This is a genomic window from Enterobacter sp. TCD1-1 (genome assembly GCF_020567405.1).
Classification (GTDB): domain Bacteria; phylum Pseudomonadota; class Gammaproteobacteria; order Enterobacterales; family Enterobacteriaceae; genus Enterobacter; species Enterobacter quasiroggenkampii.
Genome location: NZ_JAJCXF010000004.1, coordinates 1 through 26948 on the forward strand (window position 1 = coordinate 1; position 26948 = coordinate 26948).

26 protein-coding genes and 1 pseudogene are annotated in these 26948 nt (G+C 53.0%); 16 read left to right on the plus strand and 11 right to left on the minus strand.

Annotated features, from left to right (window positions below; all coding sequences use genetic code 11):
- The first annotated feature begins 109 nt into the window (after positions 1 to 109).
- The 5 genes from LJA86_RS16455 (at position 110) to LJA86_RS16475 (ending at position 5013) form a co-directional block, all read left to right on the plus strand.
- Positions 110 to 889 (plus strand): SAVED domain-containing protein, encoded by a 780-nt coding sequence (locus LJA86_RS16455; protein WP_229226433.1) that lies wholly within the window; start codon positions 110 to 112, stop codon positions 887 to 889.
- A 5-nt stretch (positions 890 to 894) separates the two neighbouring features.
- Positions 895 to 2040 carry an SMODS domain-containing nucleotidyltransferase gene (locus tag LJA86_RS16460; RefSeq protein WP_229226434.1) on the plus strand — a complete coding sequence of 382 codons (1146 nt, stop codon included), beginning with the start codon at positions 895 to 897 and terminating at the stop codon, positions 2038 to 2040.
- Positions 2037 to 3839, plus strand: a complete 1803-nt coding sequence (locus tag LJA86_RS16465) for a ThiF family adenylyltransferase (protein WP_229226435.1) — start codon at positions 2037 to 2039, stop codon at positions 3837 to 3839. Before LJA86_RS16460 ends, LJA86_RS16465 begins: the two co-directional genes overlap by 4 nt.
- Positions 3781 to 4317 carry a Mov34/MPN/PAD-1 family protein gene (locus LJA86_RS16470; protein ID WP_229226436.1) on the plus strand — a complete coding sequence of 179 codons (537 nt, stop codon included), beginning with the start codon at positions 3781 to 3783 and terminating at the stop codon, positions 4315 to 4317. The genes LJA86_RS16465 and LJA86_RS16470 overlap by 59 nt, the downstream gene beginning before the upstream one ends.
- Positions 4318 to 4764: 447 nt before the next feature.
- A complete protein-coding gene (locus LJA86_RS16475) occupies positions 4765 to 5013 on the plus strand; it encodes a hypothetical protein (RefSeq protein ID WP_229226437.1) in 249 nt (82 codons plus the stop codon).
- Between the two features lie 116 nt (positions 5014 to 5129).
- Here LJA86_RS16475 and LJA86_RS16480 read toward each other — a convergent pair whose 3' ends face one another.
- From LJA86_RS16480 to LJA86_RS16510, 6 genes are all read right to left on the minus strand, one after another.
- A complete protein-coding gene (locus LJA86_RS16480; protein ID WP_229226438.1) occupies positions 5130 to 6683 on the minus strand; it encodes an ATP-dependent nuclease in 1554 nt (517 codons plus the stop codon).
- Between the two features lie 886 nt (positions 6684 to 7569).
- Positions 7570 to 8640 (minus strand): ABC transporter ATP-binding protein, encoded by a 1071-nt coding sequence (locus tag LJA86_RS16490; protein WP_039265500.1) that lies wholly within the window; start codon positions 8638 to 8640, stop codon positions 7570 to 7572.
- Positions 8633 to 10402, minus strand: coding sequence for an ABC transporter permease (locus LJA86_RS16495; protein WP_008499693.1), 1770 nt, complete (start codon positions 10400 to 10402; stop codon positions 8633 to 8635). Before LJA86_RS16495 ends, LJA86_RS16490 begins: the two co-directional genes overlap by 8 nt.
- Positions 10403 to 10482: 80 nt before the next feature.
- Positions 10483 to 11571, minus strand: coding sequence for an ABC transporter substrate-binding protein (locus LJA86_RS16500; RefSeq protein WP_111967503.1), 1089 nt, complete (start codon positions 11569 to 11571; stop codon positions 10483 to 10485).
- A gap of 168 nt (positions 11572 to 11739) precedes the next feature.
- A complete protein-coding gene (locus LJA86_RS16505; protein ID WP_023326016.1) occupies positions 11740 to 12435 on the minus strand; it encodes a response regulator in 696 nt (231 codons plus the stop codon).
- On the minus strand, positions 12419 to 14059 hold the full coding sequence (locus tag LJA86_RS16510) for an ATP-binding protein (protein WP_229226439.1): 1641 nt from the start codon (positions 14057 to 14059) through the stop codon (positions 12419 to 12421). The genes LJA86_RS16505 and LJA86_RS16510 overlap by 17 nt, the downstream gene beginning before the upstream one ends.
- Before the next feature lie 176 nt (positions 14060 to 14235).
- Here LJA86_RS16510 and yjdI point away from each other — a divergent pair, with 176 nt between their 5' ends.
- A complete protein-coding gene (gene yjdI, locus LJA86_RS16515; protein ID WP_008499689.1) occupies positions 14236 to 14466 on the plus strand; it encodes a 4Fe-4S mono-cluster protein YjdI in 231 nt (76 codons plus the stop codon).
- 10 nt (positions 14467 to 14476) lie between these two features.
- Positions 14477 to 14749, plus strand: coding sequence for a GNAT family N-acetyltransferase (locus LJA86_RS16520; protein ID WP_008499687.1), 273 nt, complete (start codon positions 14477 to 14479; stop codon positions 14747 to 14749).
- 27 nt (positions 14750 to 14776) lie between these two features.
- Here LJA86_RS16520 and LJA86_RS16525 read toward each other — a convergent pair whose 3' ends face one another.
- Positions 14777 to 15388, minus strand: coding sequence for a LysE family translocator (locus LJA86_RS16525; RefSeq protein ID WP_048029141.1), 612 nt, complete (start codon positions 15386 to 15388; stop codon positions 14777 to 14779).
- Positions 15389 to 15503: 115 nt separating this feature from the next.
- Here LJA86_RS16525 and LJA86_RS16530 point away from each other — a divergent pair, with 115 nt between their 5' ends.
- Positions 15504 to 15974 carry an Lrp/AsnC family transcriptional regulator gene (locus tag LJA86_RS16530; RefSeq protein WP_008499685.1) on the plus strand — a complete coding sequence of 157 codons (471 nt, stop codon included), beginning with the start codon at positions 15504 to 15506 and terminating at the stop codon, positions 15972 to 15974.
- Between the two features lie 38 nt (positions 15975 to 16012).
- Here LJA86_RS16530 and LJA86_RS16535 read toward each other — a convergent pair whose 3' ends face one another.
- Together LJA86_RS16535 and LJA86_RS16540 are read right to left on the minus strand one after the other, a co-directional pair.
- On the minus strand, positions 16013 to 17242 hold the full coding sequence (locus tag LJA86_RS16535; RefSeq protein ID WP_229226440.1) for an amino acid permease: 1230 nt from the start codon (positions 17240 to 17242) through the stop codon (positions 16013 to 16015).
- 119 nt (positions 17243 to 17361) lie between these two features.
- A complete protein-coding gene (locus LJA86_RS16540) occupies positions 17362 to 17823 on the minus strand; it encodes a multidrug/biocide efflux PACE transporter (protein ID WP_023333288.1) in 462 nt (153 codons plus the stop codon).
- A 104-nt stretch (positions 17824 to 17927) separates the two neighbouring features.
- Here LJA86_RS16540 and LJA86_RS16545 point away from each other — a divergent pair, with 104 nt between their 5' ends.
- The 6 genes from LJA86_RS16545 (at position 17928) to LJA86_RS16570 (ending at position 24518) form a co-directional block, all read left to right on the plus strand.
- Positions 17928 to 18794, plus strand: coding sequence for a LysR family transcriptional regulator (locus LJA86_RS16545; protein ID WP_048029146.1), 867 nt, complete (start codon positions 17928 to 17930; stop codon positions 18792 to 18794).
- A gap of 93 nt (positions 18795 to 18887) precedes the next feature.
- Positions 18888 to 20066, plus strand: coding sequence for an acetyl-CoA C-acetyltransferase (locus tag LJA86_RS16550; protein ID WP_045415627.1), 1179 nt, complete (start codon positions 18888 to 18890; stop codon positions 20064 to 20066).
- A gap of 235 nt (positions 20067 to 20301) precedes the next feature.
- Positions 20302 to 21138, plus strand: coding sequence for a 5-dehydro-4-deoxy-D-glucuronate isomerase (gene kduI / locus LJA86_RS16555; protein WP_045909902.1), 837 nt, complete (start codon positions 20302 to 20304; stop codon positions 21136 to 21138).
- Between the two features lie 63 nt (positions 21139 to 21201).
- Complete coding sequence (gene kduD, locus LJA86_RS16560; RefSeq protein WP_229226441.1) at positions 21202 to 21963, plus strand: 2-dehydro-3-deoxy-D-gluconate 5-dehydrogenase KduD; 762 nt, start codon at positions 21202 to 21204, stop codon at positions 21961 to 21963.
- Positions 21964 to 22276: 313 nt separating this feature from the next.
- Entirely contained in the window at positions 22277 to 23692 is a 1416-nt protein-coding gene (locus tag LJA86_RS16565) for a sugar porter family MFS transporter (RefSeq protein WP_229226442.1), read from the plus strand.
- Positions 23693 to 23825: 133 nt separating this feature from the next.
- Positions 23826 to 24518 carry an aspartate/glutamate racemase gene (locus LJA86_RS16570; protein WP_229226519.1) on the plus strand — a complete coding sequence of 231 codons (693 nt, stop codon included), beginning with the start codon at positions 23826 to 23828 and terminating at the stop codon, positions 24516 to 24518.
- Between the two features lie 14 nt (positions 24519 to 24532).
- Here LJA86_RS16570 and LJA86_RS16575 read toward each other — a convergent pair whose 3' ends face one another.
- Positions 24533 to 24925, minus strand: coding sequence for a winged helix-turn-helix transcriptional regulator (locus LJA86_RS16575; RefSeq protein ID WP_074180413.1), 393 nt, complete (start codon positions 24923 to 24925; stop codon positions 24533 to 24535).
- Between the two features lie 190 nt (positions 24926 to 25115).
- Between LJA86_RS16575 and LJA86_RS16580 the strand changes: the two genes are divergently transcribed.
- A complete protein-coding gene (locus LJA86_RS16580; RefSeq protein WP_045909897.1) occupies positions 25116 to 25664 on the plus strand; it encodes a flavodoxin family protein in 549 nt (182 codons plus the stop codon).
- Between the two features lie 19 nt (positions 25665 to 25683).
- Here the strand turns inward: LJA86_RS16580 and LJA86_RS16585 are convergent, their stop codons facing one another.
- Positions 25684 to 26616: a LysR family transcriptional regulator gene (locus LJA86_RS16585; RefSeq protein ID WP_126534000.1), complete on the minus strand. Its 933-nt coding sequence runs from the start codon at positions 26614 to 26616 to the stop codon at positions 25684 to 25686.
- Between the two features lie 121 nt (positions 26617 to 26737).
- Here LJA86_RS16585 and LJA86_RS16590 point away from each other — a divergent pair.
- Positions 26738 to 26948, plus strand: a pseudogene (locus tag LJA86_RS16590) (diaminopimelate decarboxylase); the annotation flags it as partial.

The following is a 26948-nucleotide window of genomic DNA, read 5'->3' on the forward strand; positions in this document are numbered from 1 at the left end:
CGCTTACCGCTCATGGGGACCTCTCTTTAAGTCATCTTAAATGACTCTGAGGTGTCTGTTAAACCCGTGGCGATTCAAATATCAATTTGACCGAGCCCAGTTTGAAGAGATGTGTGTAGCGGAAAACCTGTTACAACAATATCCTTTGGAGGAGTACAATGCGGTCGCCATCCGATCATACAGGGATGGTCCATTTGAGACACTGGATGCATCTCCGGAAAATACTCTTTCACTCCTGCAATATTTTGACGGTAGGTTTCCTGTTCCGGGCATAGAGTGGGCTGACTCAATTCAGCCAGTAGTAGCAGAATTTCTTGAAAAAATCAGACAATCTCAAAGGGGAAAAAGAATCAGGCTTTTTCTCGATGTTCACACTTCCATTGCTATGCTCGCTGGGAAATGCCTCGGAGCTAAGTCAAATGTAGCTGTTGAGTTAGTACAAAAGGGAAAGGCTTCGACCTCAGTCTGGAATGCCAATGACGGTGGGGAAGTTCGACTCACAACAGTCAACACAGAAACTCCAGGTGAAGGTCAGGATATTGCGATCGTCCTCAGCATTACAAGGAATGCCCTACCAGACGCACGCGATTACATTGCGGCAAACCTGCCAGATGTAGGTCGAATTTTACACTTTGTCCCGGAAAATGGGTTTGGCTTCCAGTCAATAACAAGTGGTGCACACGCATCCGACGTTGCGGAAAGTGTTGCACGTGCTTTTGGAGAAGCCAGGGTTCCCTTTGGGGCAACAGTGCATATTTTTAGCGCAGCCCCAAATGCCGTTAATTTCTTTGTAGGCCAGCAAACAGATTATATGGGAACCTGCATTTTTTACGAATATGACTTTAATCGTCAGATCCATGCCTCATATATTCCTTCATTCAGGGTTTAATCACGATGGAACTTAATCCACAATTTAGTGAATTTTTAACAAATATCAGACCTTCGGATAATCAAAAAGAAGACTGGAAAGGCGGGGCCAAAACCCTACGGGAAAGGCTGAACAATTATGAACCTTTGAAAGACATTGTTGTGTCTACTTTTCTCCAGGGAAGTATCCGGCGTTCAACAGCCATCAAACCATTAAACGGTAAGCGTCCGGATGTTGATATCGTTGTTGTAACTAACCTTGACCCTATCCAAACTGCCCCCACAGAGGCAATGGACATGTTCGTACCATTTCTTGAAAAGTATTATCCGGGAAAATGGGAGCCACAAGGTCGATCTTTTGGGATCACCCTCTCTTATGTTGAACTGGATCTTGTCATAACAGCAATTCCGGCATCCGGGGAAGAAAAACAAGGACTTTTACAGCTCTACCGTTCAGAGTCGGTTCTGACCGTAAACTCACTAGAAGAACAGAACGACTGGCGGCTTAACAAAAACTGGAAGCCAAGCGGAGGCGGCCTGTTTGAGTCAAACTCTGCCAGTGTCCAGGATGCACCCGCTTCTGAATGGAAAGTACACCCTTTACTACTCCCGGACAGGGACGAGAATAAGTGGGGCAGAACACATCCTCTTGCCCAGATCAGATGGACTGCAGAGAAAAACCGTGCTTGTAACGGCCATTACATAAACATCGTCAGGGCAGTAAAGTGGTGGAGACAACAAAATACCGATAATCTACCTAAATACCCCAAAGGGTATCCCCTCGAACATTTGATTGGTAATGCTCTGAATGATAACACACCCTCTATGGCAAAAGGTCTGGTTCAGCTCATTGACACCTTCTTAATACGGTGGGAATCTTTTTATAACAAAGGAAGTAAACCGTCGCTTTCAGACCATGGTGTTGAAGAACATGACGTGTTGGCGCGCTTATCAGCTGAGGACTTCTGTCTATTTTATGAAGGATTAGCAGAGGCTGCCATCATTGCGCGCAAAGCGCTGGCATCAACTGATCCAAAAGAAAGCGGTGAACTTTGGCAGAAACTTTTTGGCACTAGTTTCCCTTTGCCTGGCCCACAGGGTGGAGATCGTAGCGGCGGGTTTACTGCGCCAACCAGACCGGCAGAACCTCAGAAAACAGGGCGGTTCGCTTGACTACAGTTGTACAACAGGAACCTTATGAACTGCAGATTATCTTCGATTTAATCAATGCAGATCCCAGGACGCAAACTAACAATGCTTGGGTGTTTTCAAAAGGCAAAACATGGTCGCTGAAATTTACAGCACAACTGTCGGTCCCCCCATCGCATTTTATGCCAGACTTCAGCGTTTGGCATCTTGTGTTATGGCAGGAAGGCACTCACATACGGATTGAAATGTATCCCGATAAAAAAGATGGAATATCGGCTACATTTCAACATCAGAGCTACAACTTTACGGAAGGGGCTCAGCAATCCTGGGCCACTGGTAATCCGTGTCTTGAGAATACTCCTGCAGTGTTCGGACGCTACCAATGGGGGGATGAGCCAGAAGAACTAACTGCCAGAGTTAGCTGGCGGCTTAGCCGACTGTTGCACTGGATCGACGCAGCTGCGTTGGGGAATCTGGTTTCCAGAGGTGACCCAATGGAATTACCTGCCTTCTTTGGGCAGTCTCGGTTTTCACTGATCGGATTCATAGAAGAGTCTCATGACCTGGCCTATTGGCAATCCATGTCTGGAAAATGGGGATATGCCAGTAGTAGCAGTTTGCCAGGTGCGCGAGGAACACGTTACATTCGAGAGTATTTTGATAACGATGAGAGGTTACTCCGGACGACAGAATGGTCTCCATTTATGCGCAAAAGGGCCCGGTTCAAAGATACCATCTGGTTTATGCTACCTGCACTCCCCCTCATCAAACCATGGCAGGCCCCGAGAACTTGGAAGGAACTTAATCAGTGCATTGAAGAGCTGGGTTTTTCTCTTCCCGACCTCTTTGCTGAAATTGGTCATTCTATAAGGAAATCACTTCGCCGACGCAATCCTGGGATACTTATGCTCGGATTCCCGCTACAGGATAAAGTTGGGGAAGAGCCTCAGCGCATTCAATGGCTGGCGCTACGCTTAACCGGCATTAGTGGCAAAGCGACCACACGTAATGGATTTCGCCCTACAGAACGCAACCGGAGAGCATGGGATCGCGAACAGCCATTGTCGCAGGAACCCATAAAATGGGTGCGGGCACAAAATTGGGCTTCTGACCAGCTCAGAACCCGAGGTGAAGCAAGCAATGACATTCGAAGCAAAAAAATACTGATTATAGGTGCTGGTTCGCTTGGAAGCATAATAGCAGAAAACCTGATGCGCATCGGAGTTGTATCTCTTGGGATCCTCGACTCAGACCACATCCAAACCGGTAACCTTAGCCGTCATGCTCTCACCATGACAGCGGTAGGTCATAATAAAGCTTCGGCACTGGTTGACCATCTCAACCGTATTTTGCCGGACGCAAATGCGCGTTCTTTTGAATATGATTTTCCGCCAGCTAGTGAGTTTGTAAAAAGCTCTCTGCGAAAATATGAAGTGATTATTGATTGCACAGGGGAAGACAACGTACTTCAAGCGCTGGCCAGTTTTGACTGGCAACGCGAGAAAGTATTCGTCAGTCTGGCTATGACCTGGAGAGCAGAAGGTCTCTTCGCTTATGCAGCCAGTGAAACAATCTTTCCTGTCATAGATGCTACAACCCATTTCAGAAATTCCCCTTCACCTGAAATCGACTTAAATGATGCCAGAGTTGAAGGTGTAGGTTGCTGGCATCCGGTCTTTCCTGCCCGGGCAGACGACGTACATTTATGGGCTGCTATAAGTACAAAATTTATTTGCAGGGTTGTCAGCGCACCAGGGAGAGTGTATGAATATTTTAAGCAAATGCCAGATGGCACAATCGAGCGGCAACGCTATGAATATTAAAGATTTGATGTTTTCCTGCGTAAGTGAAGATTATGCAGTCAATCTCAGTTCCTCTTCACTGCAGAGAATGATAGATGAATGTATCAAGGCAGGTGAGCATGAAACCGGCGGTATTTTAATAGGTTCGTATAGTGAAGACGGTTCTACCGCTTTTATTGTAGAAGCCACAGCGAGGCCCGATGACTCCCTTGCTGGAAGAACAACATTTCAGCGAGGGATCAAAGGGCTGAAACCATTGCTTGATTCTCGTTGGAAAACAGGGGAATACTACGTTGGCGAGTGGCATTTTCATCCAGGAGGTTCTCCAGAACCCAGCCCTGACGATTTCGTGTCTATGAAAAATATATCATCAAACCCTAATTACCAATGCCCGGAGCCTGTAATGATTATCCTGGGTGGTGATCCCTCAGGATTATATAGCCTTAGCGCCAGCGTATTCCCTAGAGACAAAGCATCTATAAGACTTTCACAGGAATGAATATTATGAAGGGATATCCTCCCTTCATCTGAACTATTGCCGAAGATGGCCAAATGAAATCCGAGTAAATTTTAGGTTATTCAGGTGTTTCAGTAACAAATTCCTTTAAGCACCTGCTGTTACTCGGGATGCTTGGTAATACTGAGTAATATTTTTTCATGCTGGTTGAATTTGCCATTTCTCATTCCCTTAGCAATCATCAAATCTTCATCAATCATGATTTAGTAAGCAAAATAACCCAACTAATCAGAGGTGACGTGAATGCTAAGCCAGTGAATGATTCTTATTTTTATCTTGATATTGTCTAAGTAATTGCTATTAACTCGATTATTTATGTCCATTATTGACATTTTTCCATATCTGATGTGTCTCCCCTATTGAAAAACAATACATTTACTCCCACATTATCTATGGGTAACTCACCCATCTAACTTAAAGGACAGTAGAATGGCTTGGTACATCGATAGTGAACATGTAATTAAAAATGAAAGAAAAGAAGTAAATTCCAGATATGAGAAAATCTGGAAACCAGGAGAAAACCCTGACTGGGCTGGCATCTATCGCTGCCAGGCATGTGGTTATGAAGATTTGATTAATCGGCAATGTACCAAACTTCCACCATGCAGTAATTGTGATGAAAAAGGTCACGCAAACAATACCTGGAAGCTACTCGTAAGAGCTGTTGATGCAAAATGATGGAGATTAGAAGGTGTGCAGCAATGCACATCTTACTTGACATTGCTCCACCACACCATCATCGTTCGCTTGATTCCTGAATTCTCGTTCATTGACTTAAACAGGGAAGTGATTCCTTACACAGAGTTCCACGAGACTATATTCATGTAGATCCACTCAACCATATCAATTAAATTTAATTTTTTGTCGAAGCTATCTTCGAAACATTTAACTTCCTTTTCGAAAATATTTGCGACAGTAACTTTAGTTTTGCTTTTATTTATTTTCAGTTTATTACCGGTCTCATCAAAGAAATTTTTTCTGAGATTTTCTGGCAGATAGTTTTCAATTGTATAACCTTGTGTAATCCATGTCGGAATTTTAATGCGAATACCTTCTTTATAACTCTTGTTATTCAAAAGAATAGGGTTTAATGGTTCCTTAGCATCGTAATCATTATCATTATCAGCAACAAAAATTGCATTCCTATTTACAGCCACCGTCTGGATCATATCGCTTTGGTCTGCAGAAAGATGTTTCATTAACGCTCCACCATATAGTACGAACATATAATGAACATTCTCTACAGGTACCGGTAACTGTTTTTCAGAACAATAAAGTTTTAACCAATGCTTAATATAAATGCGATCGCTGGGCCCTTCTATCCAGATGACACCATTTGCATGAAAAACATCTCCTGGGCGAATACCTAACATAGAAAGCAACTCAGCCGAGCGGCTAAATTCCTTCACTCCCGACCCATCTGTAATATAAAGGTTGGCTGCATTTTCTTTCCAGATTTCAAAATCGAGAAATACAGTTGAATGGGTACTGATAAACAGTTGCAGGGATTTTCTAGTTGCGATCTCCTGAATTTGCGTCGCGAGTATACGCTGGAGTTTGGGATGGAGATGAACCTCAGGCTCTTCCACAATACAAATGGAATTTTTCTTCTGCAGTGACAGCCATGTAAGCAAACCTGTAAGTGCTTTCCAGCCTGCCGGGAGGTCATCTATCTTCACCTGATTGGTCTGGCCTGCATCATCGTTGAGCCACACCATCAGCGCATTTGGGTCATACTTCGATAAAGAGAAGCAGTGTTTTTTTGCATGATCATTCTTAATGACATCAGGATAATCATATCTATAGGCATCTTCTTTTAAAGGAGATGCCGCAGTTCCGGAGAAATATTGAGCATTTAAATTTAGATATTTAAGGACTCTGGTCATTGGGAGGCCATCAAGACCGTATGTATCTCGTCTTGATACAGATTGTCTGAGCCTGCTAATTGTAAGTGAATATCCAAAAGGAATGACATCACTCATTGTTGAATCGATAACGCTACCATAACGCATGGAGGCTTCTTTCCATTTTGCCATTACCCCTGCGTAAGTCTTACCAAAAGTACGCGAACTAAACAGCGCAGTAAGGCTTTTACCGTTTTCAAGTTGTATATAGAAGGATCCAATGCTATTGGAGCGCATGTTTTCTCGCGATAACGTTTTTAATAGTTCAGGGTCATTTAGTACTCTGAGAATATCCAGAATTGTTGTTTTTCCACTTCCATTGGGCCCGCAGAATATATTAATCATATTCGGCTCTAAGAGATTGTTTTGTAGATTTTTCTCATTTGTTGAATCGGTGAAAGCAAGTTTTCGTAAGTTTTTAAAACGAATATGTTCAACAGGCATGGTTTCTCCAAACTGAAAAATAGCATTACTTTAAAGATATTTGCACCACGGAACACCGCTGCAAGAATGTTCTTAGCATAAGCGGGAAATGGCTGAAGTTGAAGCAGTTAACCTGTATACCTGCGCCAAACTGTTCTGAAGCTCATGGCCACACAGGTCCTTTTTTAGAGGTCCCGCGACATACTTTTATTCTCTCTGTGGATCATCATGAACAAAGCCCTTTTAAGTAACATCCTACAAGTTACTACATGCTTATAAAACAACCTTTAAGTTATTGAACAACCACGCGAGGCTAAGGGTGTGTTTATACTGAATGTTTTCTTTTACTTACTAAAATGTACCTTTGAAAAGTAGACTCTCTGCGGTACGCTTTTCGGAATCATTCACCTCGATTTTTCACGCAGCGCGCCGGAGGACTTCCGCCCCGGACGGGCCCTGAATGTCCTGATACCCGATAATGATCCTGCGCTTAACCTGTCGCCGACTGTCATTCTGCCCAATGAGAATTTCATGCCGATGCTGCCCGAAGGTAAAGACCCGGTTAATCCTGCCCGGTCCTACCTGCTTTCCCTCAACTTTGCCCGTAGTTGGCTGACCAGGGCCTCGTTCCTTGGCATTGTCGCCGGCATGCTCGGGGCCGCTTCCCTGAGTCCTACAGCTGGGGCAGCCTGCGGCGCCATTACGTAATGGCCGTCACGAAACTCCTGCGCGATACCGGCCGTGCCACTGCCACCATCTGCGGCAGCCTAGGTATTCCGCAATCTCAGTAAACCAGGCAAGTGCAGACGTTGCTGACAACGGAAAAGTAACATTTGAGAGGTAGATTGCATGCTCTCACTCTGTCAAAGCAAAAAAGGCCGCATCCCGCAGCCTTTTCCTCTTAAATTCACCCTTTCGGAAACACCCAAACATGCTTCTCCGGCAGCGATAGATGGCAGTGCTGCGGATCCCGCACCTCATGCCCATACGCGCGAATGACAAAATCATCCCCCACCGTGCGGAACAGGTACTCCCAGCGGTCGCCGAGGTACATGCTGGTGAGCAGCGGTAGCTCAAGCTGATTTTCCCCTGGCCCCTCAACCACCGCGACGCGCTCGACGCGGATCACCGCCGTGGCGTCATTACCGCTCTGTACCCCTTCGCCCGCCTGGCCCCACAGCACCCAGCCTTTGCCTTCGATACGCGCTCTGCCGTCGCGCACTTCGGTGACCTTGCCGTGCAGGCGGTTGTTGCTGCCCATAAACTCGGCGGTAAATAGCGTCTTCGGCGAGCCGTACATCTCCTGCGGCGTGCCCTGTTGCTCAATTTTGCCGTTGTTGAGCAGCAGGATGCGGTCGGAAATGGACATCGCTTCGTTCTGGTCGTGCGTCACCATCAACGCGGACAGCCCGAGCTTGATAATCAGCTCGCGCAGGAACACGCGGGCCTCTTCGCGCAGCTTGGCGTCGAGGTTGGAAAGCGGCTCGTCCAGCAAAATCACCGGTGGGTTGTACACCAGCGCACGGCCAATCGCCACGCGCTGCTGCTGCCCACCGGAGAGCTGGTGCGGGTGACGTTTGCCAAGATGGCCCAGGCCAAGCTGGTCCAGCACGTCCTGCACGCGCTGCTGGATCTCTTTGGCCGGGACTTTGCGCAGCTTGAGCGGATAGGCCACGTTCTCAAACACGGTTTTGTGCGGCCACAGGGCATAGGACTGGAATACCAGCCCCAGGTTACGCTCTTCCGCCGGGACCTCACTGCGCGGCGTGCCGTCGTAAACTTTATTGTTGCCAATCACAATCGACCCCTGGGTCGGTTTTTCCAGACCCGCGACGGCGCGGAGCAGGGTGGTTTTGCCGCTGCCGGAGGGGCCTAACAGGGAGACCACTTCGCCGCGCTTCAGGTTCATGGAGACACCTTTTAAAACAGGATTGTCGCCGTAGGTTAAGTGCAGATCGTCAACCGCTAATTCAATCATGTATTTTCACTCCGAAACGAAGGGCAATGCCCAGACCTACCACGACAAGCAGGATGTTAATGAAAGAGAGCGCCGCCACGATATCGATGGCACCCGCGGCCCAGAGGGAAACCAGCATCGAGCCGATGGTCTCCGTGCCGGGCGAAAGCAGATACACACCCGTTGAGTATTCGCGTTCAAAGATCAGGAACATCAGCAGCCACGAACCGATCAGACCGTAGCGGGAGAGCGGAATGGTGACGTGGCGGGTGATCTGCCCGCGCGTCGCCCCGGTACTGCGCGCTGCCTCTTCAAGCTCCGGCCCTACCTGCAGCAGCGTGGAAGAGATGAGCCTCAGCCCGTAAGCCATCCACACCACGGTATAGGCCAGCCAGACGCTGAAAATGGTGCTGCGCAGCGAACGCAGCCAGACGATGACGTTTTCGCGCATCCAGTCGGTCCAGGCAAACCCGGAAAGCCAGCCGGATTTCAGCGAGTTATCCAGCCACATCGGCAGGAACAGGAACACCCACAGGAAGGCCAGACCCGCCAGCAGGCCAGGCACGGCGCGCGGCACCAGCACGCTGTAGTCCAGGAAACGCGTGGTGTTGTCCGGCTTACGGTGCATGGCAATGCCGACAAACAGGTAGCACACCACGGCCAGCGCGCCGCCAATGACGCCAATCGCCATGGAGTTGACGATGGCGCGCAGCAGGTTGGGCTGCGCCCAGATGGTGCGGAAGGTGTTCAGAGAAAGCTCGTCCCACAGCGAAACGCCTACGCCCCAGTTGGAGATAAACGCGCGCAGCACCACGCCGAGCAGCGGAACGCCGATGGTGACGGTGAGCCAGAAGGCAATCACCCCGCCAGCCACCCAGCGCCATTTACCCAGCGGTAGCGCGCGGGCCTGCGAGGCCTTGCCCTTCATGGTGACGAAGCGGTTGGCGGTACGCATCAGGCGACGCTGGAGCATCACCAGCGGGATGGTGATGCAGATCAGCACCACGGCAACCGCCGCCATCAGGTTATAGGATGGGGTACCCATCTTGTTCGTCAGCTTATAGAGATAGGTCGCCAGCACCATGTTGCCTTCCGGGTCGCCGAGGACCAGCATCAGGCCGAACACCTCCAGCCCCAGGAAGAACAGCAGCACGGTGGCGTACAGAATGGACGGGCGCACCATCGGCAGGCTGACGGAGGTCATCACCTGCCAGGGCGACGCGCCCGCGGTGCGCGCGGCTTCTTCCACGTCGGAGCCCACGCTACGCAGCGCTGACGAGATATACAGATAGGCGTGCGGGACGTGCGTCAGGCCGGCAATGACCACAATGCTCGACATGTCGTAGATGTTCCACGGCACAAAGCCAATCAGCGCCTCAGCCCACTGGGAGAGAAAGCCCACCGGACCGGCGGCCACCACGTAGCCGAAGCCCAGCACCATCGGTGAAACGAAAATCGGGACCAGGATCAGCGGCTCAATCAACCGGCGACCGGGCAGGTCGGTACGCACCATCAGAAACGCCAGCACGCCACCCAGCGGGATAGAGATAAAGACCAGCCCGAAAGCCAGAATAAAGCCGCTTTTCAGGGCTTTATAAAAATCGGGGTCGGTGAAAATAAAATCAAATGATTCAAAGCTCCACTCTTTTGACGGCGAAAAGAACGGCGCGGACAGGAAGCTCTGGATCACGATAAACGACAGCGGCGTGTAGATAACCAGGGCGGTTATCAGCACGACGATGCCTCGCGGCAGGCTTTGCCACTTTCTGCGTAATGTATTCATGGGGTATCCCTGGTATTGCAGCCCAGAAAAACGAACTCAGTCGATAAGGGAGCGCGGCGGCCAGCGCCGCGCTCATACGCTTATTTACCGGCGGCGGTACGCCACTCTTTGATGTACTCGAGGCGTTTTTTCGGCTGCAGGTATTCCAGCAGTGTTTCATCAACCGGGATCGGCTTCAGCGCGTTGCCGAGGATTTTGGTCAGGCCGTCGATATCGTTCTTGCCTTCGATATCGTTACGAATGGAGGGGATGTCCGCCTGATTGGCCAGAATGTTTTGCCCTTGTTCAGACAGCACGTAGTCCAGCCACAGCTTCGCGGCATTGCTGTTTTGCGCCTGCTGGCTGATGAACGACACGCGCGACAGCACCAGGGTGTAATCCTTCGGATAGGCAATGCCGAGTGACGGATCGTTCTTCGCACGCGCTTCCGCATAAGAACCGAGGATGTTGAAGCCGATCAGGTTTTCACCGGAGGAGACGCGCTCCATCATGGTGCCGGTAGACGACTGCACCGACAGGCCACCTTTGGCGACGTCGGCCAGGGTCTTAAAGTAGTTCGGATCGGCGTTGTGATCCTGCACCGAAAGCATAAAGCCCAGACCCGATTTTTCGATGTCATAGGTGGTGACTTTGTTCTTGAATTTGTCCGTCTGGCTGGCAATCAGCTTCGCCAGCGCGGCGTGAGAATCCGGCACGTCGCCAGCTGGGATCAGACGCTTGTTGTAGATAAAGACCACCGGCTCATAGGTGGTGCCGTAGGCCTTATCTTTCCAGACCGCCCATTTCGGCAGCTGGCTTTGCTCCGGAGATTTGTACTCCATGGCGTAGTCGGTGGCGAGCTTCAGGCCGGTGTCCATCGAGGAGCTCCAGACCACGTCGCCGCTCACGCCGCCGGAAGCCTGTTCGCTAATGAAACGGTTGTACAGCTCAGTGCTGTTCATGTCGTTGTATTCGACTTTAATGCCCGGGTAGGTTTTTTCGAAGCCCTGGATCAGCGGGCCGGCAGCTTTGATGTCGGTGGTGGAATAGATGACAACCTTGCCCTCTTTCGTGGCGGCATCAACCACTTTTTGATACTCAGCAGGATACCCCTGCGGCAGGGCAGAGAGTGCAGAAGCAGAGAACAGTACGGTAGCGGTAAGCAGAGAAATTCGGAACGTGTTCGACATTATAGTTAACCTTTTAGTTACATTTGAGGAACTAATTGTCAACATAGCGTAAAGCGCGCCTCCGACAATAGGGAGGCGAGGGCAATGATTCCGAAGTGTGATTGTCGCCGTCGTTTCAGCAATTAACACCATAAAATCCGCGAACGTTAGCCAACGAACGGTTGCGGATTACGGTTTATCGGGAGCTTTGCGGTATAACCGGCGAGGATGACCAATATTGCCGTACAGCATTTCAACGCTGATTAACCCGCTCTCCACGCAGTATTCAAGATAACGGCGCCCCGTGGTTTTGCTGATCCCCACGTTTTCCACCACCTCCTCAACCGACATCGCGCTGTCGGGATGCTCGGCGAACAGGCGTTTAATCCGCTCCAGCGTCTGGGGCTCAATGCCCTTTGTGGACGGCGTTACGGAGGCTTCCGCGGCTGGCAGATGAAACAGGCGATCCAGCGCATGCTGGTCGACCACCTTCACCTGCTGCACGGTGTGGATGAAGCGCATAAACCGCTCCAGCGAAGCGTGCAGGCGCTGGAAAAAGACGGGCTTGATGAGGTAATCAAACGCGCCGCTGCGCATGGCGTGGCTGCAGGTCTGCATATCGCTGGCGGCGGTGATGAAGATCACCGAACACTCATAGCTTTTCAGCAGCGGGTTATCGATGAGCTCCACGCCTTTACCGTCCGGAAGATAGTTGTCCAGCAGGATAAGCCGCGGCTGATGCTGACGAATCAGGCTGCATGCCTGCTCAATCGACGCGGCGATACCCACCACGCGTAAATGAAAATTCTGCTCGATATACTCGCGATGCAGCTCCGCCAGATGCGGCTCATCTTCAACGATCACAACATCAAGTGCTCGGGTCATGCTTTAGCCCATTCGGAATAAACACAGAAAAAATAGTCCCTTGTGGCGTGTTGTCGGCAATCTCAATGCTGCCGCCAGCCTTGTCGATATATCCTGCCACCAGATACAGGCCAATACCGTGCTCGGTGCCCACAATGTCGTTTTCACGTTCCGGTTTGCTGCTGAATCCCTGGCGGAAAATATGCGGCTTCATCGCATCCTCCACCCCACAGCCCCGGTCGGCCACCTCGATCAGCAGCTCCTGGTTTCGGTCAGAAATGTAGAGTTCCACCGGCGCGGGGACCGGTGCCTTAAGGGTCGCGTCCACCGCGTTATCCAGCAGGTTACCAATAATGGACATCAGCTCCGTTTCGTTGAGCGTGGCGGGCATTCGGGTGAGCTGGCAGGCGGGATCAAACAGCAGTTCGATGCCTTTTTCGCGCGCGCTGACGTATTTTCCAAGCAGCAGCCCACACAGCGCGGGAGAGGCAAAATGGGCGGAGACAAAGTCCAGCACCCGCTGCGCGCCTTCGGACTGCACCTGGATGTAACGAATCGCTTCGTCATAGTGTTTCATCTGCAGCAAGCCCACCAGCGTGGCGGTCCAGTTCAGTTGCTCGTGGCGCATAATGCGCAGGTTATCGGCATAGCGCTTGATCTGACTGAGCTGGCTGCTGAGGGTGTTGATGTCATTTTTGTCGCGAAAGCTGTAGACCCAGCCGCTTTCAACGCCGGGTTCGACCTCAATCGCCACCCGGTTGACGATCACCTCGCGCTGGTTCAGCACGGCAATCTGGTCGTGGCGGCCAGCGCTCACCGAGGCGTAGCGCTGGGATAAAAAGCCCGGCGATGTCTGCAGAACGTCTTCCAGCGGTTTGCCAATAAGCGCTTTCTCACTTTGCCGAATATCCAGCATTTCTCGTGCGGCGCGGTTAATTAAAATCAGCTGCTTCTCTTCATTGACGGCAAATACCCCCTCATACATGGCTTCTAAGAGCGCGCGCTGCTGCAAAACCAGCTGAGCGATATCTTTCGGCTCCAGTCGGAACATCTGTTTTTTGAGATTGCGGGTAAACAGCCAGGAGAACATAAACAGCAGCAGCAGAAGAGCCGCGCCGTACAGCCCGGACTGCCAGAGAATGCGGGCATTAATATTGGCAATATAGGAGGTCAAATAGCCGACCGAGACAATACCAATCACCTGGTGCTGCGCGTTAAAGATCGGCGCTTTGCTGCGCAGTGAAACCCCAATCCCGCCCTGGCGCACGGAAATAATGGTTTTGCCCTTTAATACCTCCGCATTATCTCCGCCGATCATCGGTAAATTAATCCGCTCCGGGGATTCCGAATGATAGAGATGCTGTTCCTCGGTATCGCCAATCACAATGTAGCTGGCATCGCTTTCGGCGCGCAGCGGCTGGATTAACCGGGCGATGCCGGGGATATCTCTGGCCGCAACCATTGCCGCCAGACCCGGCATTAGCGCGATCTGGCTGGCCTGAACCCGGGCACGCTGGCCGAGATCGTGATGGAGCTGCCGGTCAATAAAATGAAACAGAATCGTTCCCAGCAGAACTAACAGCAGGCAGGAGAAGCACACCAGCGCTAAAAACAGCTTTACCTGAAAAGAGAGTCTGCGTTTCATTCAACCTGCGGATGTTATGTAAAAGTGACATTTGCCGAGCCTGACATGGGCAAATAGCGGACGCAATCTGGCAAGAAAAGAGTTGTGACCTGGCTTTTCGTTTTCGGCGTTATAGCCATCAGGATCCCGTCAGGCTATTCTTCATTCAGCACGATAATAATTACAGAGGCAATGTCATGGATAAAGAGCTACTGGATGCGGGTTACCGGGCCTATACCGGCGAGAAAATTGACGTTTACTTCAACACCGGGATCTGCAAACACTCCGGTAACTGCGTGCGTGGCAGCGCAAAGCTGTTTAATCTGAAACGTAAACCGTGGATTATTCCCGATGAAGTGGACGTTGAAACGGTTGTCCGCGTGATTGATACCTGCCCGAGCGGTGCGCTCAAGTATCGCCAAAAATAAGCGAGGAACCATGGATATTCTGGAAGGCCATAACAAGTTTTACGTGAATGATGCGAACGGCAACCAGGTCGCGGAGATTGTCTTCGTGCCGACCGGCGAGCACCTGAGCATTATCGAGCACACCGATGTGGATGAGAGCCTGAAAGGGCAGGGCGTCGGTAAACAGCTGGTGGCGAAAGTGGTGGAGAAGATGCGCGGTGAGAACCGCAAAATTATTCCGCTGTGCCCGTTCGCGAAACATGAGTTTGATAAAACGCGGGAATATGACGATATTCGGGCGTAAATAACACCGGCGATGGCCGGTGTTTTTTTATCTTACCTGCTCAAGCAGCAATACCATCGCGATCAGCACCATTATCCCTCCAGATGCCATGCTCACCCGACGCGCCGCCTGTGGCCGGGTCGCCAGCACCGCTTTCGAACCATACCCCACCAGCAGATAGACCAGCGTACAGGTGATAAGGTGCATCATCCCAAGCGTGGACATCTGCATTGCTAACGACCAGCTCCCGGTCGGGTCTGTAAACTGCGGGAGCAGGGCCAGGAACAGCAAAAACACTTTCGGGTTTAGGCCGCTAATACAGAGCCCTTTCACCGCCCACTGTCGCCAGTTTCCCGCGTGGTGGCTCGCCTTTTCCGGGGCGGCAGGGTGACGCAACAGTCCGATGCCGAGCCACAGGAGATACGCGGCCCCCGCGAGGGTCAGCCCGGTTAACGCCAGCGGATGTTGAGCAATCACGACCCCCACGCCAGCCACGACAATGAGCGTGGCTAACAGATGCCCGGACATCAGCCCCAGCACCGCCGGTACCACGCGTCGTCCGTTAATCCCGGCGCTTATGGCGTAGGCCCAGTCGGCGCCTGGCGTCATGATGAGCAGAAACGAAACCACCCAAAAGCCGGCCACAATACTCATTTCCATCGTTCTGAAAACTCCCGCAGTGCGTTAAACGTTGCGAAAAAGAATATCGTTAACCCTGCGAAATAGGCTTTCAATGTTATGCTCATAACACGGTGAAATTGAGAAAATCTTCCAAATGGACAGCATCGATCGAAAAATTCTTGCGGCGCTCCAGTCTGATGGACGCCTGTCGCTTACCGAGCTGGCTGAGCGGGTCAATCTGAGCCTCTCGCCCTGCCATCGTCGCGTGCGGGCGCTGGAGCAAAGCGGGGCCATAACGGGATACCGTGCCAGCCTCGACCCCGCCAAAATGGGATTTAACTTCCTGGCAATCGTCTTTGCGACGCTGAAAGAAGGGGACCGAAAGGCGGTTAGCGCGTTTGAAGAGGCGGTGGAGGAGATCCCGCAGATCGTGCTGGCGCAGCGTCTGTTTGGCGATCCCGATTATCTGATGCACGTTGTGACCCGCGACCTCTCCGCTTTCCAGAAGCTCTATGACGAGAAGCTTTCCGCCATGCCTGGCGTGCAGCATCTTCGCTCAACGCTTGTCATGAAAACGGTGGTGCAGGACAGACCTTTTCCGCTGGACGTTACGGGACGAGACTGAATGACATGCCCGGCAGAGAGCCGGGCATGAAAGGGGGGTTAGCCGACGAACATTACCGACACGCACAGCACCCCGACGATCAGCGTCAGCAGGTTGCCAATGGAACGGTACGGTTTCAGGGAGGGGATCAGATACGTCGACAGCGTCGGCATGATAAACAGGATCATGGCGATAAGCGGGCCGCTGATGGCGTAAATCATCGAAATGGCGTTCGGGTTAATGCAGCAGACAGCAAAGGTGATTAACGACACCCCCATAATGGAAATCGCGCGGTTAAAGGCGCGGCTCTTTTTCACGCCTACCTGATTGAGCGACGACTTCACGATCTCCGTCGCCCCTTCAATCACCCCAAAATAGGTGCCGAGGAACGATTTCGACATCGCAATTATCGCCACGACAATCCCGGAAATTCCCAGCCACGCCGGTGAAGAGGGCATCATCGACAGCGCGGACAGGATCGTCACCCCTTCCTCTTTGGCGGCCACAATGTACGACGGCGGAATAGAGAGCAGGCAGCTGAAGACAAAGAACAGCACGCTCAGGCAGATAATCAGGTACGCCACCTTCATGATTTTCTTGCATTTATCCATAGCGCCGTCGGCAAACTTCTCGCGGCGGTCAACGGCAAACGTGGAGATAATCGGGGTATGGCTGAACGCAAACACCATCACCGGAATCGAAATCCAGACCTGGTGCAGCGTATGGCGATCCACGGCCATCTGGCTGGTCAGCAGCGAGGGCTGCCAGCTGCCGATCAGGTAGAGCGAGACAAACAGGAAATAGGCAATCAGCGGAAACACCAGGAAGCCCATCACTTTTATCGTGATATGCCGTCCCATCAGGAAGATCAGATTCAGGACCAGCACCACGCCCAGGCTGACCAGCACGCGAACGGCGGTATCCACCGTCAGGTGTTTTCCCAGTTGCTCGGTTAACGAGTTGGTGATGGCCACCGCATAAATCTGCACCACCACAAAGAAGGCGATGAAATAGAGCGTGGTGATTAGGTTGCCGATCTTCCGGCCGTAATAGTGCGAAACGGCGCCGGTGATCCCTTCGTTGCCTTTCGTTTTCGACGAGAGGATAAATTGCGCCAGCGCTTTGTGCGGCCAGTAGGTTAAGGGATAGGCCACGAGGGCGGTAATAAACAGGACGATTGCGCCTGCGGAGCCCAGCTGAATGGGCAGGAATAGCGTTCCTGCGCCCACGGCCGTGCCGTAGAGAGCGAAACTCCAGAGAGTCTCATCTTTTGACCAAATTTTCGACATTAGAGCAACGTATCAACTATCAAACCATCAGAATGGAGTGCAATTTACCATAGTTATGCACGGAGAGCGCAGTTGCTTCGAAGGCGTTTGGCCGGAACGGACGTCCGGCCAGAAGGCGTTTAGCCTGCCAGGGCGCGTCGTTGCTGGCGGCGCTTAAGAAATTTCTCGCGAAGGCAATCGTACGCCCAGTTATAGAACATGGTGTACGGCAGGAAGAACAGGAAGAAACCTATTTCCAGTGTGAATGCCTGCAGCAGGGTGACGCCCAGTACGGCGGCGACAATCGACACGCCAATCACAATAAACCCGCATTCGAACCCCAGCGCATGCAACGCACGCACTTTTGCCGTACGTTTGACGCGCTGAACGGGCCAGAAACGGTCGAAGCCGAAGTTATAAATAATGTTCCACAGCATGGCGGTGGTCGCCAGAATAATGGTCAACCCACCCATTTCCACCACGGAACGCTGCATGAGCCACGCCGCCGTAGGGGCGAGGATCGCCGTCGCGATCCCTTCAAAACAGACAGCATGAAAGATCCGCTCCGGCAGTTTACGTTGGAGTGCATCCTGATGTTGCATAGCGATAGACCTCGTTATTCACCGGTATCGGCGTTGATGCGGCCTATTTTCATCGCTAAAGCTGATATATTAAAGATAGTATCCATCGCTAAAGTAGATAGGTTATGCGCTATTCACCCGAAGCCCTTACCGCGTTTGTCGAGACCGTTGCGGCAGGCTCTTTCTCTGCGGCCGCACGCCGGCTGCGTAAAAGCCAGTCGACGGTCAGCACGTCCATTGCCAATCTTGAAGCCGATCTGGGCTTCGAGCTGTTTGACCGCTCGGCACGCCAGCCGGTGTTAACGGCCCAGGGGGAACAGGTGCTGGGCTATGTGCAGGCTATTCTCGCCGCCAGCACGCGGCTGGATGAGCTGGCGGTGTCGCTATCGGCGCAAACGGAGGCGCGTCTGACGTTTGTCCTTTCCGATACCCTCAACCCGGACGTGCTGGAAGAGATGATGAAACAGTTTGACGCGCGCTTTCCCCATACGGAATTCGAATGTCTGATTGGCGAGGAGGAGGACGTGATCGATCTCCTGCAAAAGGAGCGCGCGCAGATTGGCCTCACCGAGGCGCGAGACGGTTATCCTACGGATATCGGCGCCATCCGGCTGCCGATGCAGACCCGCATGGCGATCTATGTCGCGACTACGCATCCGCTCGCCGGACAACATGACGTTCAGCGTGACGAGCTGCACGGCTGGCGAGAGCTGCGGCTGAGCACCTATCTTGAGCGCGAGGCGGAGATCGCGCGCGGGCCCGTCTGGTCAGCCCCGAATTACCTGTTACTCTTGAGTATGGCGGTACAGGGATTTGGCTGGTGCGTCTTGCCGTGCGCGCTGGTGGATGAGTTTGCCGCCGCGAAATCCCTGGTACAGCTCAATGTTCCCGGCTGGCCGCGGGCGATCGGCATCGATCTGCTGTGGAATAAACGCTCCCCTCCCGGTGTTGCCGGAAGCTGGCTGCGGCAGTATCTGCAGGATGCACGCTGATCCTTGTGATTAAACTCACTATTTTTAAACAATTAAGATAATTGCCAGTAACAATCCTCTACTATCGTCATGTCATTTAACACAGAGGTCGTGATGAAAGATGTCGTAATAGTGGGTGCGTTGCGTACAGCTATCGGCTGTTTTCAGGGAGCGCTTGCGCGTCACTCGGCGGTTGACCTGGGGAGCGTGGTGGTGAAAGCGCTGGTGGAACGTAGCGGGATCGCAGCACATGAAGTTGACGAGGTGATTCTGGGACAGGTCCTCACGGCCGGTGCCGGGCAAAACCCTGCGCGTCAGGCGGCGCTGAAAGGCGGGCTGCCCAATACCGTCTCCGCCATCACCATCAACGACGTCTGTGGTTCAGGATTAAAAGCGCTGCATCTCGCGACGCAGGCCATTCAGTGTGGTGAGGCGGACGTGATCATTGCGGGCGGGCAGGAGAATATGAGCCGCGCGCCACACGTGTTGACCGACAGCCGCACCGGCGCACAGCTGGGCAACAGTCAGCTGCTCGACAGCCTGGTGCATGACGGCCTGTGGGATGCCTTCAATGACTATCATATGGGCGTGACGGCGGAAAATCTGGCGCGCGAGTACGGTATCAGCCGTGAGGTGCAGGATGCCTATGCGCTGAGCTCGCAGCAAAAAGCGCGTGCGGCGATTGATTCCGGTCGTTTTCGCGACGAAATTGTCCCGGTCAGCGCGCTGCGTCAGAACGGCGAGGTGATGGTTGTGGATACCGATGAACAGCCGCGCACCGACGCCAGCGCTGAAGGGCTGGCCAGGCTGAATCCTGCTTTTGAAATGCAGGGCTCGGTGACGGCGGGAAACGCCTCTTCCATCAACGACGGCGCTGCCGCCGTCATGATGATGAGCGAAAGCAAAGCCCTCGAACTCGATCTACCCGTGCTGGCCCGCATTAAGGCATTCGCCAGCGTGGGGGTTGATCCTGCGCTAATGGGGATCGCGCCGGTCTACGCCACCCGTCGCTGTCTGGAGCGTGCGGGGTGGCAGCTTTCAGATGTGGATCTGATCGAAGTGAACGAAGCCTATGCTGCGCAGGCGATCTCCGTCGGAAAAATGCTGGAGTGGGATCCGCTGCGGGTTAACGTGAACGGTGGGGCGATCGCGCTGGGGCACCCGATTGGGGCGTCCGGCTGCCGGATCCTGGTTTCGCTGGTCCACGAAATGAAAAAGCGCAATGCCCGCAAAGGGATTGCCACGCTCTGTATCGGCGGCGGGCAAGGGGTGGCGCTGGCTATCGAACGCTAACCTTTCCTCATTGAAAAGACCTCCTCCGGGAGGTTTTTTTGTGCCCTTTTTCTCCCGTCGGTTTAATTGTGATCCGAACATCATTTCCGTTATAAACAAAAATAAAAAATGAAACGTTGTTTTAAATGTAATTGAAAAGCTCACTTTATGCCGATAGTATGTGCTTATTATGAAAAACGGAACGCTGTTTCGTTTTACTTCCCGCCTTCGGGCATGACCACATCTGGAGGTTACCGTGGACGTCAGAGAAAGCATCCACAGCGCGCACGCCAAAACGCTGGATACTCAGGGGCTGCGCAAGGCATTTTTAGTCGAGCAGATATTCGAGGCCGACAGGTACACCATGGTTTACAGCCATATCGACCGCATTATTGTGGGCGGCATTATGCCCGTCACGAAAACCGTCTCCGTGGGCGGCGAGGTCGGTAAACAGCTGGGCGTGAATTATTTCCTCGAGCGTCGCGAGCTGGGGGTGATCAACATCGGCGGGCCGGGCACCATCACCGTAGACGGACAGTGCTATGAGATTGGCCATCGCGAGGCACTGTACGTAGGTAAAGGGGCGAAAGACGTGGTCTTTGCCAGCATCGACGCCAGCAAGCCTGCGAAGTTTTACTACAACTGCGCGCCGGCTCACACCACCTGTCCAACCAAAAAAGTGACCACGGCAGACGTCGCGCCCGTGACGCTGGGCGACAACCTCACCAGCAACCGCCGCACCATCAATAAATACTTCGTGCCGGACGTGCTGGAGACCTGTCAGCTCAGCATGGGGTTGACCGAGCTTGCGCCAGGGAACCTGTGGAACACCATGCCGTGCCATACCCACGAGCGCCGCATGGAAGTCTACTTCTACTTCAACATGGATGAGGACGCCTGTGTGTTCCACATGATGGGACAGCCGCAGGAAACGCGCCATATCGTGATGCACAACGAGCAGGCGGTTATTTCGCCGAGCTGGTCTATTCACTCCGGCGTTGGGACAAAAGCCTACACCTTTATCTGGGGAATGGTGGGCGAAAACCAGGTCTTTGATGATATGGACCATGTTGCGGTCAGCGATCTGCGCTAGTCGCGGGCAGTGAAGCATAAACCTGCCTGTGAGTGACAGGCTCTGAAAGAGTAAGGAATAAACATGATTCTGGATGCATTCTCTCTGCAGGGGAAAGTGGCGGTGGTTTCCGGATGTGACACCGGGCTGGGTCAGGGGATGGCGTTAGGCCTGGCGGAAGCGGGCTGCGATATCGTCGGGATTAATATCGTTGAACCGACGGAAACCATCGAACGCGTGACGGCGCTGGGTCGCCGTTTCCTGAGCCTGACCGCCGACCTGCGTAAAATCGATGCCATTCCTGAACTGCTGGATCGCGCGGTGGCGGAATTCGGCCATATCAACATTCTGGTCAACAACGCCGGGCTGATTCGCCGTGAAGATGCGATCAACTTCAGCGAACGCGACTGGGATGACGTGATGGATTTGAACATCAAGAGCGTATTTTTCATGTCCCAGGCGGCGGCAAAGCACTTTATCGCCCAGGGGAACGGCGGCAAGATCGTGAATATTGCCTCCATGCTCTCGTTCCAGGGCGGTATCCGCGTGCCGTCTTACACCGCGTCCAAAAGCGCCGTGATGGGCGTGACCCGCCTGCTGGCAAACGAGTGGGCGAAGCATAATATTAATGTGAATGCCATTGCGCCGGGTTACATGGCGACCAATAACACCCAGCAGCTGCGCGCAGACGAGCAGCGTAGCGCGGAAATCCTCGACCGTATTCCTGCGGGGCGCTGGGGGCTTCCGCGCGATCTGATGGGGCCGGTGGTCTTTCTGGCCTCGTCGGCATCGGACTATATCAACGGCTACACCGTGGCGGTTGATGGCGGCTGGCTGGCACGTTAATTCCACCTGCATGACGAACCTCTGCCCTCGGGTGGAGGTTTTTTTTGGCTAAAAATTGCCATTATCCATATGACATAAGATGAAAAATCCATACTTAAAATTCATAAATGACGCGTATCACAGTTTTATCGCTTAAATATTAGGTAATTAATAAAAAACGGTGCGATTTCAGCATTAGTTGAAATTGTAATGTCCATCACAGATCGTGATGCCATAGCGAAATAATCCATATCTTCACGAATTCCCGCCTGACACTTTTCTTCACTATCTCGTAATTTCATTTAACGAATTTTGCTGTTGAGGCAGGAAAAATATGACATCTATAAATGACTCTACCCTGATGCCCGCTGCGCTGCGCGATACCCGGCGCATGAACCAGTTTGTCTCCATTGCCGCTGCCGTGGCGGGCCTGTTATTTGGACTGGATATTGGCGTCATTGCCGGTGCATTACCGTTTATTACCGATCACTTTACCCTGAGCAGCCGCCTGCAGGAGTGGGTGGTGAGCAGCATGATGCTGGGCGCGGCCATCGGCGCGCTGTTCAACGGCTGGCTCTCGTTTCGTCTGGGGCGCAAATACAGCCTGATGGCCGGGGCGATTCTGTTTGTCGCCGGCTCCATTGGCTCCGCGTTTGCCGCAAACGTTGAGGTTCTGCTGCTTTCCCGCGTGCTGCTGGGCGTGGCGGTGGGGATTGCCTCCTATACGGCACCGCTTTATCTCTCCGAAATGGCGAGTGAGAACGTGCGCGGGAAGATGATCAGCATGTATCAGCTGATGGTCACGCTGGGTATTGTGCTGGCGTTCCTGTCTGACACGTACTTCAGCTACAGCGGCAACTGGCGCGCAATGCTTGGCGTGCTGGCGCTGCCAGCGGTGGTGCTGATTGTCTTAGTGATTTTCCTGCCGAACAGCCCGCGCTGGCTGGCGCAAAAAGGGCGCCACGTGGAGGCAGAAGAGGTGCTGCGCATGCTGCGCGATACCTCCGAAAAAGCCCGCGAAGAGCTGAACGAGATCCGCGAAAGCCTGAAGCTCAAACAGGGGGGCTGGGCGCTGTTTAAAATCAACCGCAACGTGCGCCGGGCGGTCTTCCTCGGCATGCTGCTGCAGGCGATGCAGCAGTTCACCGGCATGAACATCATCATGTACTACGCGCCGCGCATATTCAAAATGGCCGGGTTCACCACCACGGAACAGCAGATGATCGCCACCCTGGTGGTCGGGCTGACCTTCATGTTCGCCACCTTTATTGCCGTATTCACCGTGGACAAGGCGGGCCGCAAACCGGCGCTCAAAATTGGCTTCAGCGTGATGGCGCTCGGCACGCTGATCCTCGGTTACTGCCTGATGCAGTTTGATAACTGTACGGCCTCCAGCGGACTTTCCTGGCTTTCTGTTGGGATGACCATGATGTGTATCGCAGGCTACGCGATGAGCGCCGCGCCCGTAGTGTGGATCCTGTGCTCCGAAATCCAGCCGCTTAAATGCCGTGACTTTGGCATCACCTGCTCCACGACCACCAACTGGGTGTCGAACATGATCATCGGCGCGACGTTCCTGACGCTGCTGGACGCGATTGGTGCAGCGGGAACGTTCTGGCTCTATACGGTGCTGAACGTGGCGTTTATTGGCATCACGTTCTGGCTGATCCCGGAGACTAAAGGCGTGACGCTGGAACACATCGAGCGCAAGCTGATGGCCGGGGAGAAGCTGCGAAACATCGGCGTGTGATCGTATTGCCTGTTTACGTATTCCAGCGTATGCAGGCGATAACCGATATTGGTTTAACAAGGCGCTGAACAGAGCGCCTTTTTTTATTGGCATCGGTTGTGTTAAAAGAAGAAATCAACGAAAAGGAGGGATGATGAAAACGATCGGCCTGTTAGGTGGAATGAGCTGGGAATCGACAATCCCTTATTATCGCCTGATTAACGAAGGGGTGAAGCAGCGTCTGGGTGGTCTGCACTCCGCAAGCCTGCTCCTGCACAGCGTGGATTTCCATGAAATTGAAGCCTGCCAGTCGAGCGGCGAGTGGGATAAAGCCGGGGAGATCCTGGCCCAGGCGGCGCTCGGGCTTGAGCGGGCCGGCGCCGAGGGGGTAGTGCTGTGTACCAATACCATGCACAAGGTGGCGTCGCATATTGAGAACCGCTGCTCGCTGCCGTTCCTGCATATCGCTGACGCGACCGGGCGTGCAATTGCGGCATCCGGGATGCGCCGCGTAGCGCTGCTGGGCACACGCTACACCATGGAGCAGGATTTCTACCGCGGGCGCTTACACAGCGAGTTTGGGATCGAAAGTCTGATCCCGGAAGAAGAAGACCGGGCGCGCATCAATCAGATTATCTTTGACGAGCTCTGCCTTGGCACCTTCAGCGAAAGCTCTCGCGCCTTCTACGTCAGCGTCATCGAGAAACTCGCGCAGCAGGGGGCCGAAGGGGTGATCTTTGGCTGCACGGAGATCGGTTTACTGGTACCCGTTGAGCGAAGCCCTCTCCCGGTATTTGATACCACCGCTATCCATGCTGCGGATGCCGTGGCGTTTATGTTGTCCTGAGCGTCCGGTTCTGGTTACGTGTTGGCGGCGTCATAAGCGGATTGTGCCGCCACAATAGCATCAATATTATTTTCCACCCAGTGCGCCAGCACCGTCACCGTTTCAGTTAACGTCTGGCCAAGCGGTGTCAGGCTGTACTCGACTGTGACAGGTACCGTGGCGAATATCTTTCGCGACACCAGCCCATCTCGTTCCAGCTTGCGTAAAGACTGGGTCAGCACCTTTTTGGTGATTCGCTGAATATCGCGTTGAAGATGATTAAAGCGCATCGGTCCATTCTCAAGGCGCGCAAGGATTAACAGTGCCCACTTATCGGCGATACGCGTCAGCACGCCGCGTGTCGGGCAGCGCTCATCGAACACGTTGTAAGGAGGCATCTCCTTTTTCAATACTGCTGTAGGGGTCATGGTGGTTCCCTCGAGGTAACCAGGTGAGATAAAAGTGCCTTCTTACGCCCGTGAATATTTGCGTGTATAAAACAACGTAAGGTTTCTATTTGATACCAGGGAACCGAAAATGGCAACGGGCTCGCAGAGCAATTTTAAAATCGTCTTAATCGTTTGACTCACAAGGCAATATTGCATCAGGAGATAAATCATGAGCGTTGTAGTTATCTATTATTCTGGCTACGGTCATACTAAACGCGTTGCAGAAACAGTCGCCGAGGGCGCGCAGGCTGAACTGATCGCCATTGACAGCAATGGCGATATTCAGGAAAGCGACTGGCAAAAACTCAACGATGCTAAAGCGATTATTTTTGGCGCGCCAACCTACATGGGAAGCGTACCGTGGCAGTTTAAGAAATTCGCTGATGCGACCTCTAAAGCCTGGTTCGTGCGTAGCTGGCAGGACAAAGTGTTCGCGGGCTTCAGCAACAGCGCCAGCCTGAACGGTGATAAGCAGGTGTCGTTACAATACCTGCAAACGCTGGCCTCTCAACACGGTGGGATTTGGGTGAGCCTGGGGCTACCGCCGTCAAATACGCTTGCCGCTACCCGTCAGGACATTAATAATCTGGGCGGTTCTGTTGGTTTACTGGTGCAGTCTCCTTCAGATGCTGATGCTGGCGCCATTGCCAGCGGCGATCTGCAAACCGCGGTGAAATTCGGCGAGCGTGTAGCGGCTATTGCGAAACGTTTTAACTGAGTGTTCAGGCGCCCGCTGTTTAGTGGGGCGTCTGATTCAACATCTTATTCAGCCGGTCGGTCAACATACTTAGCCCTCCTTGCAGATGCTCACTGAACGCCTCCACCAGCGCCGACGCCGGGCGATGCAATGGGCGGATTAGGCTCACGGTAAAAGGAACCGAGACGCTAAACCGACGCACAACAATTCCACTTTCCGCATAGTCCAGCGCCGTAAGCGGATTAACCACCGCGACGCCGACGCCTGCGCGCACCATCGCACAAATCGAGGCCGCGCTGTGCGTTTCTACCACCATTCGCCGTTTTACCTGATGCTCGGCAAACAGGGTATCCAGCAGCTGTCGATAACTGTCGGTCTGCGACAGGCTAATGTAGTTTTCCCCATGGAAATCTTCCGGCGTGAGCACCGCCTTACCGGCAAGCCGATGTCCGGCGGGCAGAACGCACACTTCATCTAAGGAGAGCAATTCCGTGCGCGTCGTGCCCGCTGGGGAGGAGAGGGTCTCGGTTATCCCTAAATCATGGCGCTGAGCCGAAAGCCACTCTTCAAGCAGGGGAGACTCCTGCGGCACGATGGTGAGGCTGACCTCCGGATAGCGGGCCAGAAAGGGCTGGAGCAGCATCGGCAAAAAGGATTGCGAGAAGACGGGCAGGCAGACAATCGACAGCTCGCCCTGGCGAAACTCGCGCAGGCTTTCCGCGGCACTCACTATTCTGTCCAGCCCGTACCAGGAGCGCTGGACTTCCTCAAACAGACGTAACCCCTGTACCGTCGGGTGAAGCCTGCCCCGCGTGCGTTCGAACAGCTTCAGCCCCAGCACTTTCTCGAAGCGGGCCAGCTCGCGGCTTACCGTCGGCTGCGAGGTATGCAGCATCTGTGCGGCTTCGGTGAGATTACCGGTGGTCATCACGGCGTGGAAAATCTCGATATGGCGTAAATTGACGGCGGGCATAGGGCACCTGAAAGCAGAGAACTGTCCATATCATTTTTGCATAGACTCGCGATAAAACGATATTTTTTATTCTCTTTGCGCTGTGGCGTAATCATCAAAACGCATTTATCCGGAGAAGACCATGCCACGCCCGCTGAACCAGACTGATACCGATTTGAACGCCGACAACCTGCTGCGCCTGCCTGCCGAGTTTGGCTGCCCGGTGTGGGTCTACGACGCGCAGATCGTCCGCGAGAAGATCGCCGCCCTGCATCAGTTCGACGTGGTGCGTTTTGCCCAGAAGGCCTGCTCCAATATTCATATTCTGCGCCTGATGCGCGAGCAGGGCGTGA

Bases quoted from the DNA above. Each gene is read 5' to 3' on its own strand.
- LJA86_RS16490 (WP_039265500.1), bottom strand. From the start codon at position 8,640: ATGATTGAATTAGCGGTTGACGATCTGCACTTAACCTACGGCGACAAT.
- LJA86_RS16550 (WP_045415627.1), top strand. From the start codon at position 18,888: ATGAAAGATGTCGTAATAGTGGGTGCGTTGCGTACAGCTATCGGCTGT.
- LJA86_RS16530 (WP_008499685.1), top strand. From the start codon at position 15,504: ATGGACAGCATCGATCGAAAAATTCTTGCGGCGCTCCAGTCTGATGGA.
- LJA86_RS16500 (WP_111967503.1), bottom strand. From the start codon at position 11,571: ATGTCGAACACGTTCCGAATTTCTCTGCTTACCGCTACCGTACTGTTC.
- LJA86_RS16580 (WP_045909897.1), top strand. From the start codon at position 25,116: ATGAGCGTTGTAGTTATCTATTATTCTGGCTACGGTCATACTAAACGC.
- LJA86_RS16535 (WP_229226440.1), bottom strand. From the start codon at position 17,242: ATGTCGAAAATTTGGTCAAAAGATGAGACTCTCTGGAGTTTCGCTCTC.
- LJA86_RS16460 (WP_229226434.1), top strand. From the start codon at position 895: ATGGAACTTAATCCACAATTTAGTGAATTTTTAACAAATATCAGACCT.
- LJA86_RS16540 (WP_023333288.1), bottom strand. From the start codon at position 17,823: ATGCAACATCAGGATGCACTCCAACGTAAACTGCCGGAGCGGATCTTT.
- LJA86_RS16505 (WP_023326016.1), bottom strand. From the start codon at position 12,435: ATGACCCGAGCACTTGATGTTGTGATCGTTGAAGATGAGCCGCATCTG.
- LJA86_RS16480 (WP_229226438.1), bottom strand. From the start codon at position 6,683: ATGCCTGTTGAACATATTCGTTTTAAAAACTTACGAAAACTTGCTTTC.
- LJA86_RS16545 (WP_048029146.1), top strand. From the start codon at position 17,928: ATGCGCTATTCACCCGAAGCCCTTACCGCGTTTGTCGAGACCGTTGCG.
- yjdI (WP_008499689.1), top strand. From the start codon at position 14,236: ATGGATAAAGAGCTACTGGATGCGGGTTACCGGGCCTATACCGGCGAG.
- LJA86_RS16525 (WP_048029141.1), bottom strand. From the start codon at position 15,388: ATGGAAATGAGTATTGTGGCCGGCTTTTGGGTGGTTTCGTTTCTGCTC.
- LJA86_RS16495 (WP_008499693.1), bottom strand. From the start codon at position 10,402: ATGAATACATTACGCAGAAAGTGGCAAAGCCTGCCGCGAGGCATCGTC.
- LJA86_RS16520 (WP_008499687.1), top strand. From the start codon at position 14,477: ATGGATATTCTGGAAGGCCATAACAAGTTTTACGTGAATGATGCGAAC.
- LJA86_RS16565 (WP_229226442.1), top strand. From the start codon at position 22,277: ATGACATCTATAAATGACTCTACCCTGATGCCCGCTGCGCTGCGCGAT.
- LJA86_RS16470 (WP_229226436.1), top strand. From the start codon at position 3,781: ATGAATATTTTAAGCAAATGCCAGATGGCACAATCGAGCGGCAACGCT.
- LJA86_RS16585 (WP_126534000.1), bottom strand. From the start codon at position 26,616: ATGCCCGCCGTCAATTTACGCCATATCGAGATTTTCCACGCCGTGATG.
- kduD (WP_229226441.1), top strand. From the start codon at position 21,202: ATGATTCTGGATGCATTCTCTCTGCAGGGGAAAGTGGCGGTGGTTTCC.
- LJA86_RS16475 (WP_229226437.1), top strand. From the start codon at position 4,765: ATGGCTTGGTACATCGATAGTGAACATGTAATTAAAAATGAAAGAAAA.
- LJA86_RS16455 (WP_229226433.1), top strand. From the start codon at position 110: ATGTGTGTAGCGGAAAACCTGTTACAACAATATCCTTTGGAGGAGTAC.
- LJA86_RS16510 (WP_229226439.1), bottom strand. From the start codon at position 14,059: ATGAAACGCAGACTCTCTTTTCAGGTAAAGCTGTTTTTAGCGCTGGTG.
- LJA86_RS16575 (WP_074180413.1), bottom strand. From the start codon at position 24,925: ATGACCCCTACAGCAGTATTGAAAAAGGAGATGCCTCCTTACAACGTG.
- LJA86_RS16570 (WP_229226519.1), top strand. From the start codon at position 23,826: ATGAAAACGATCGGCCTGTTAGGTGGAATGAGCTGGGAATCGACAATC.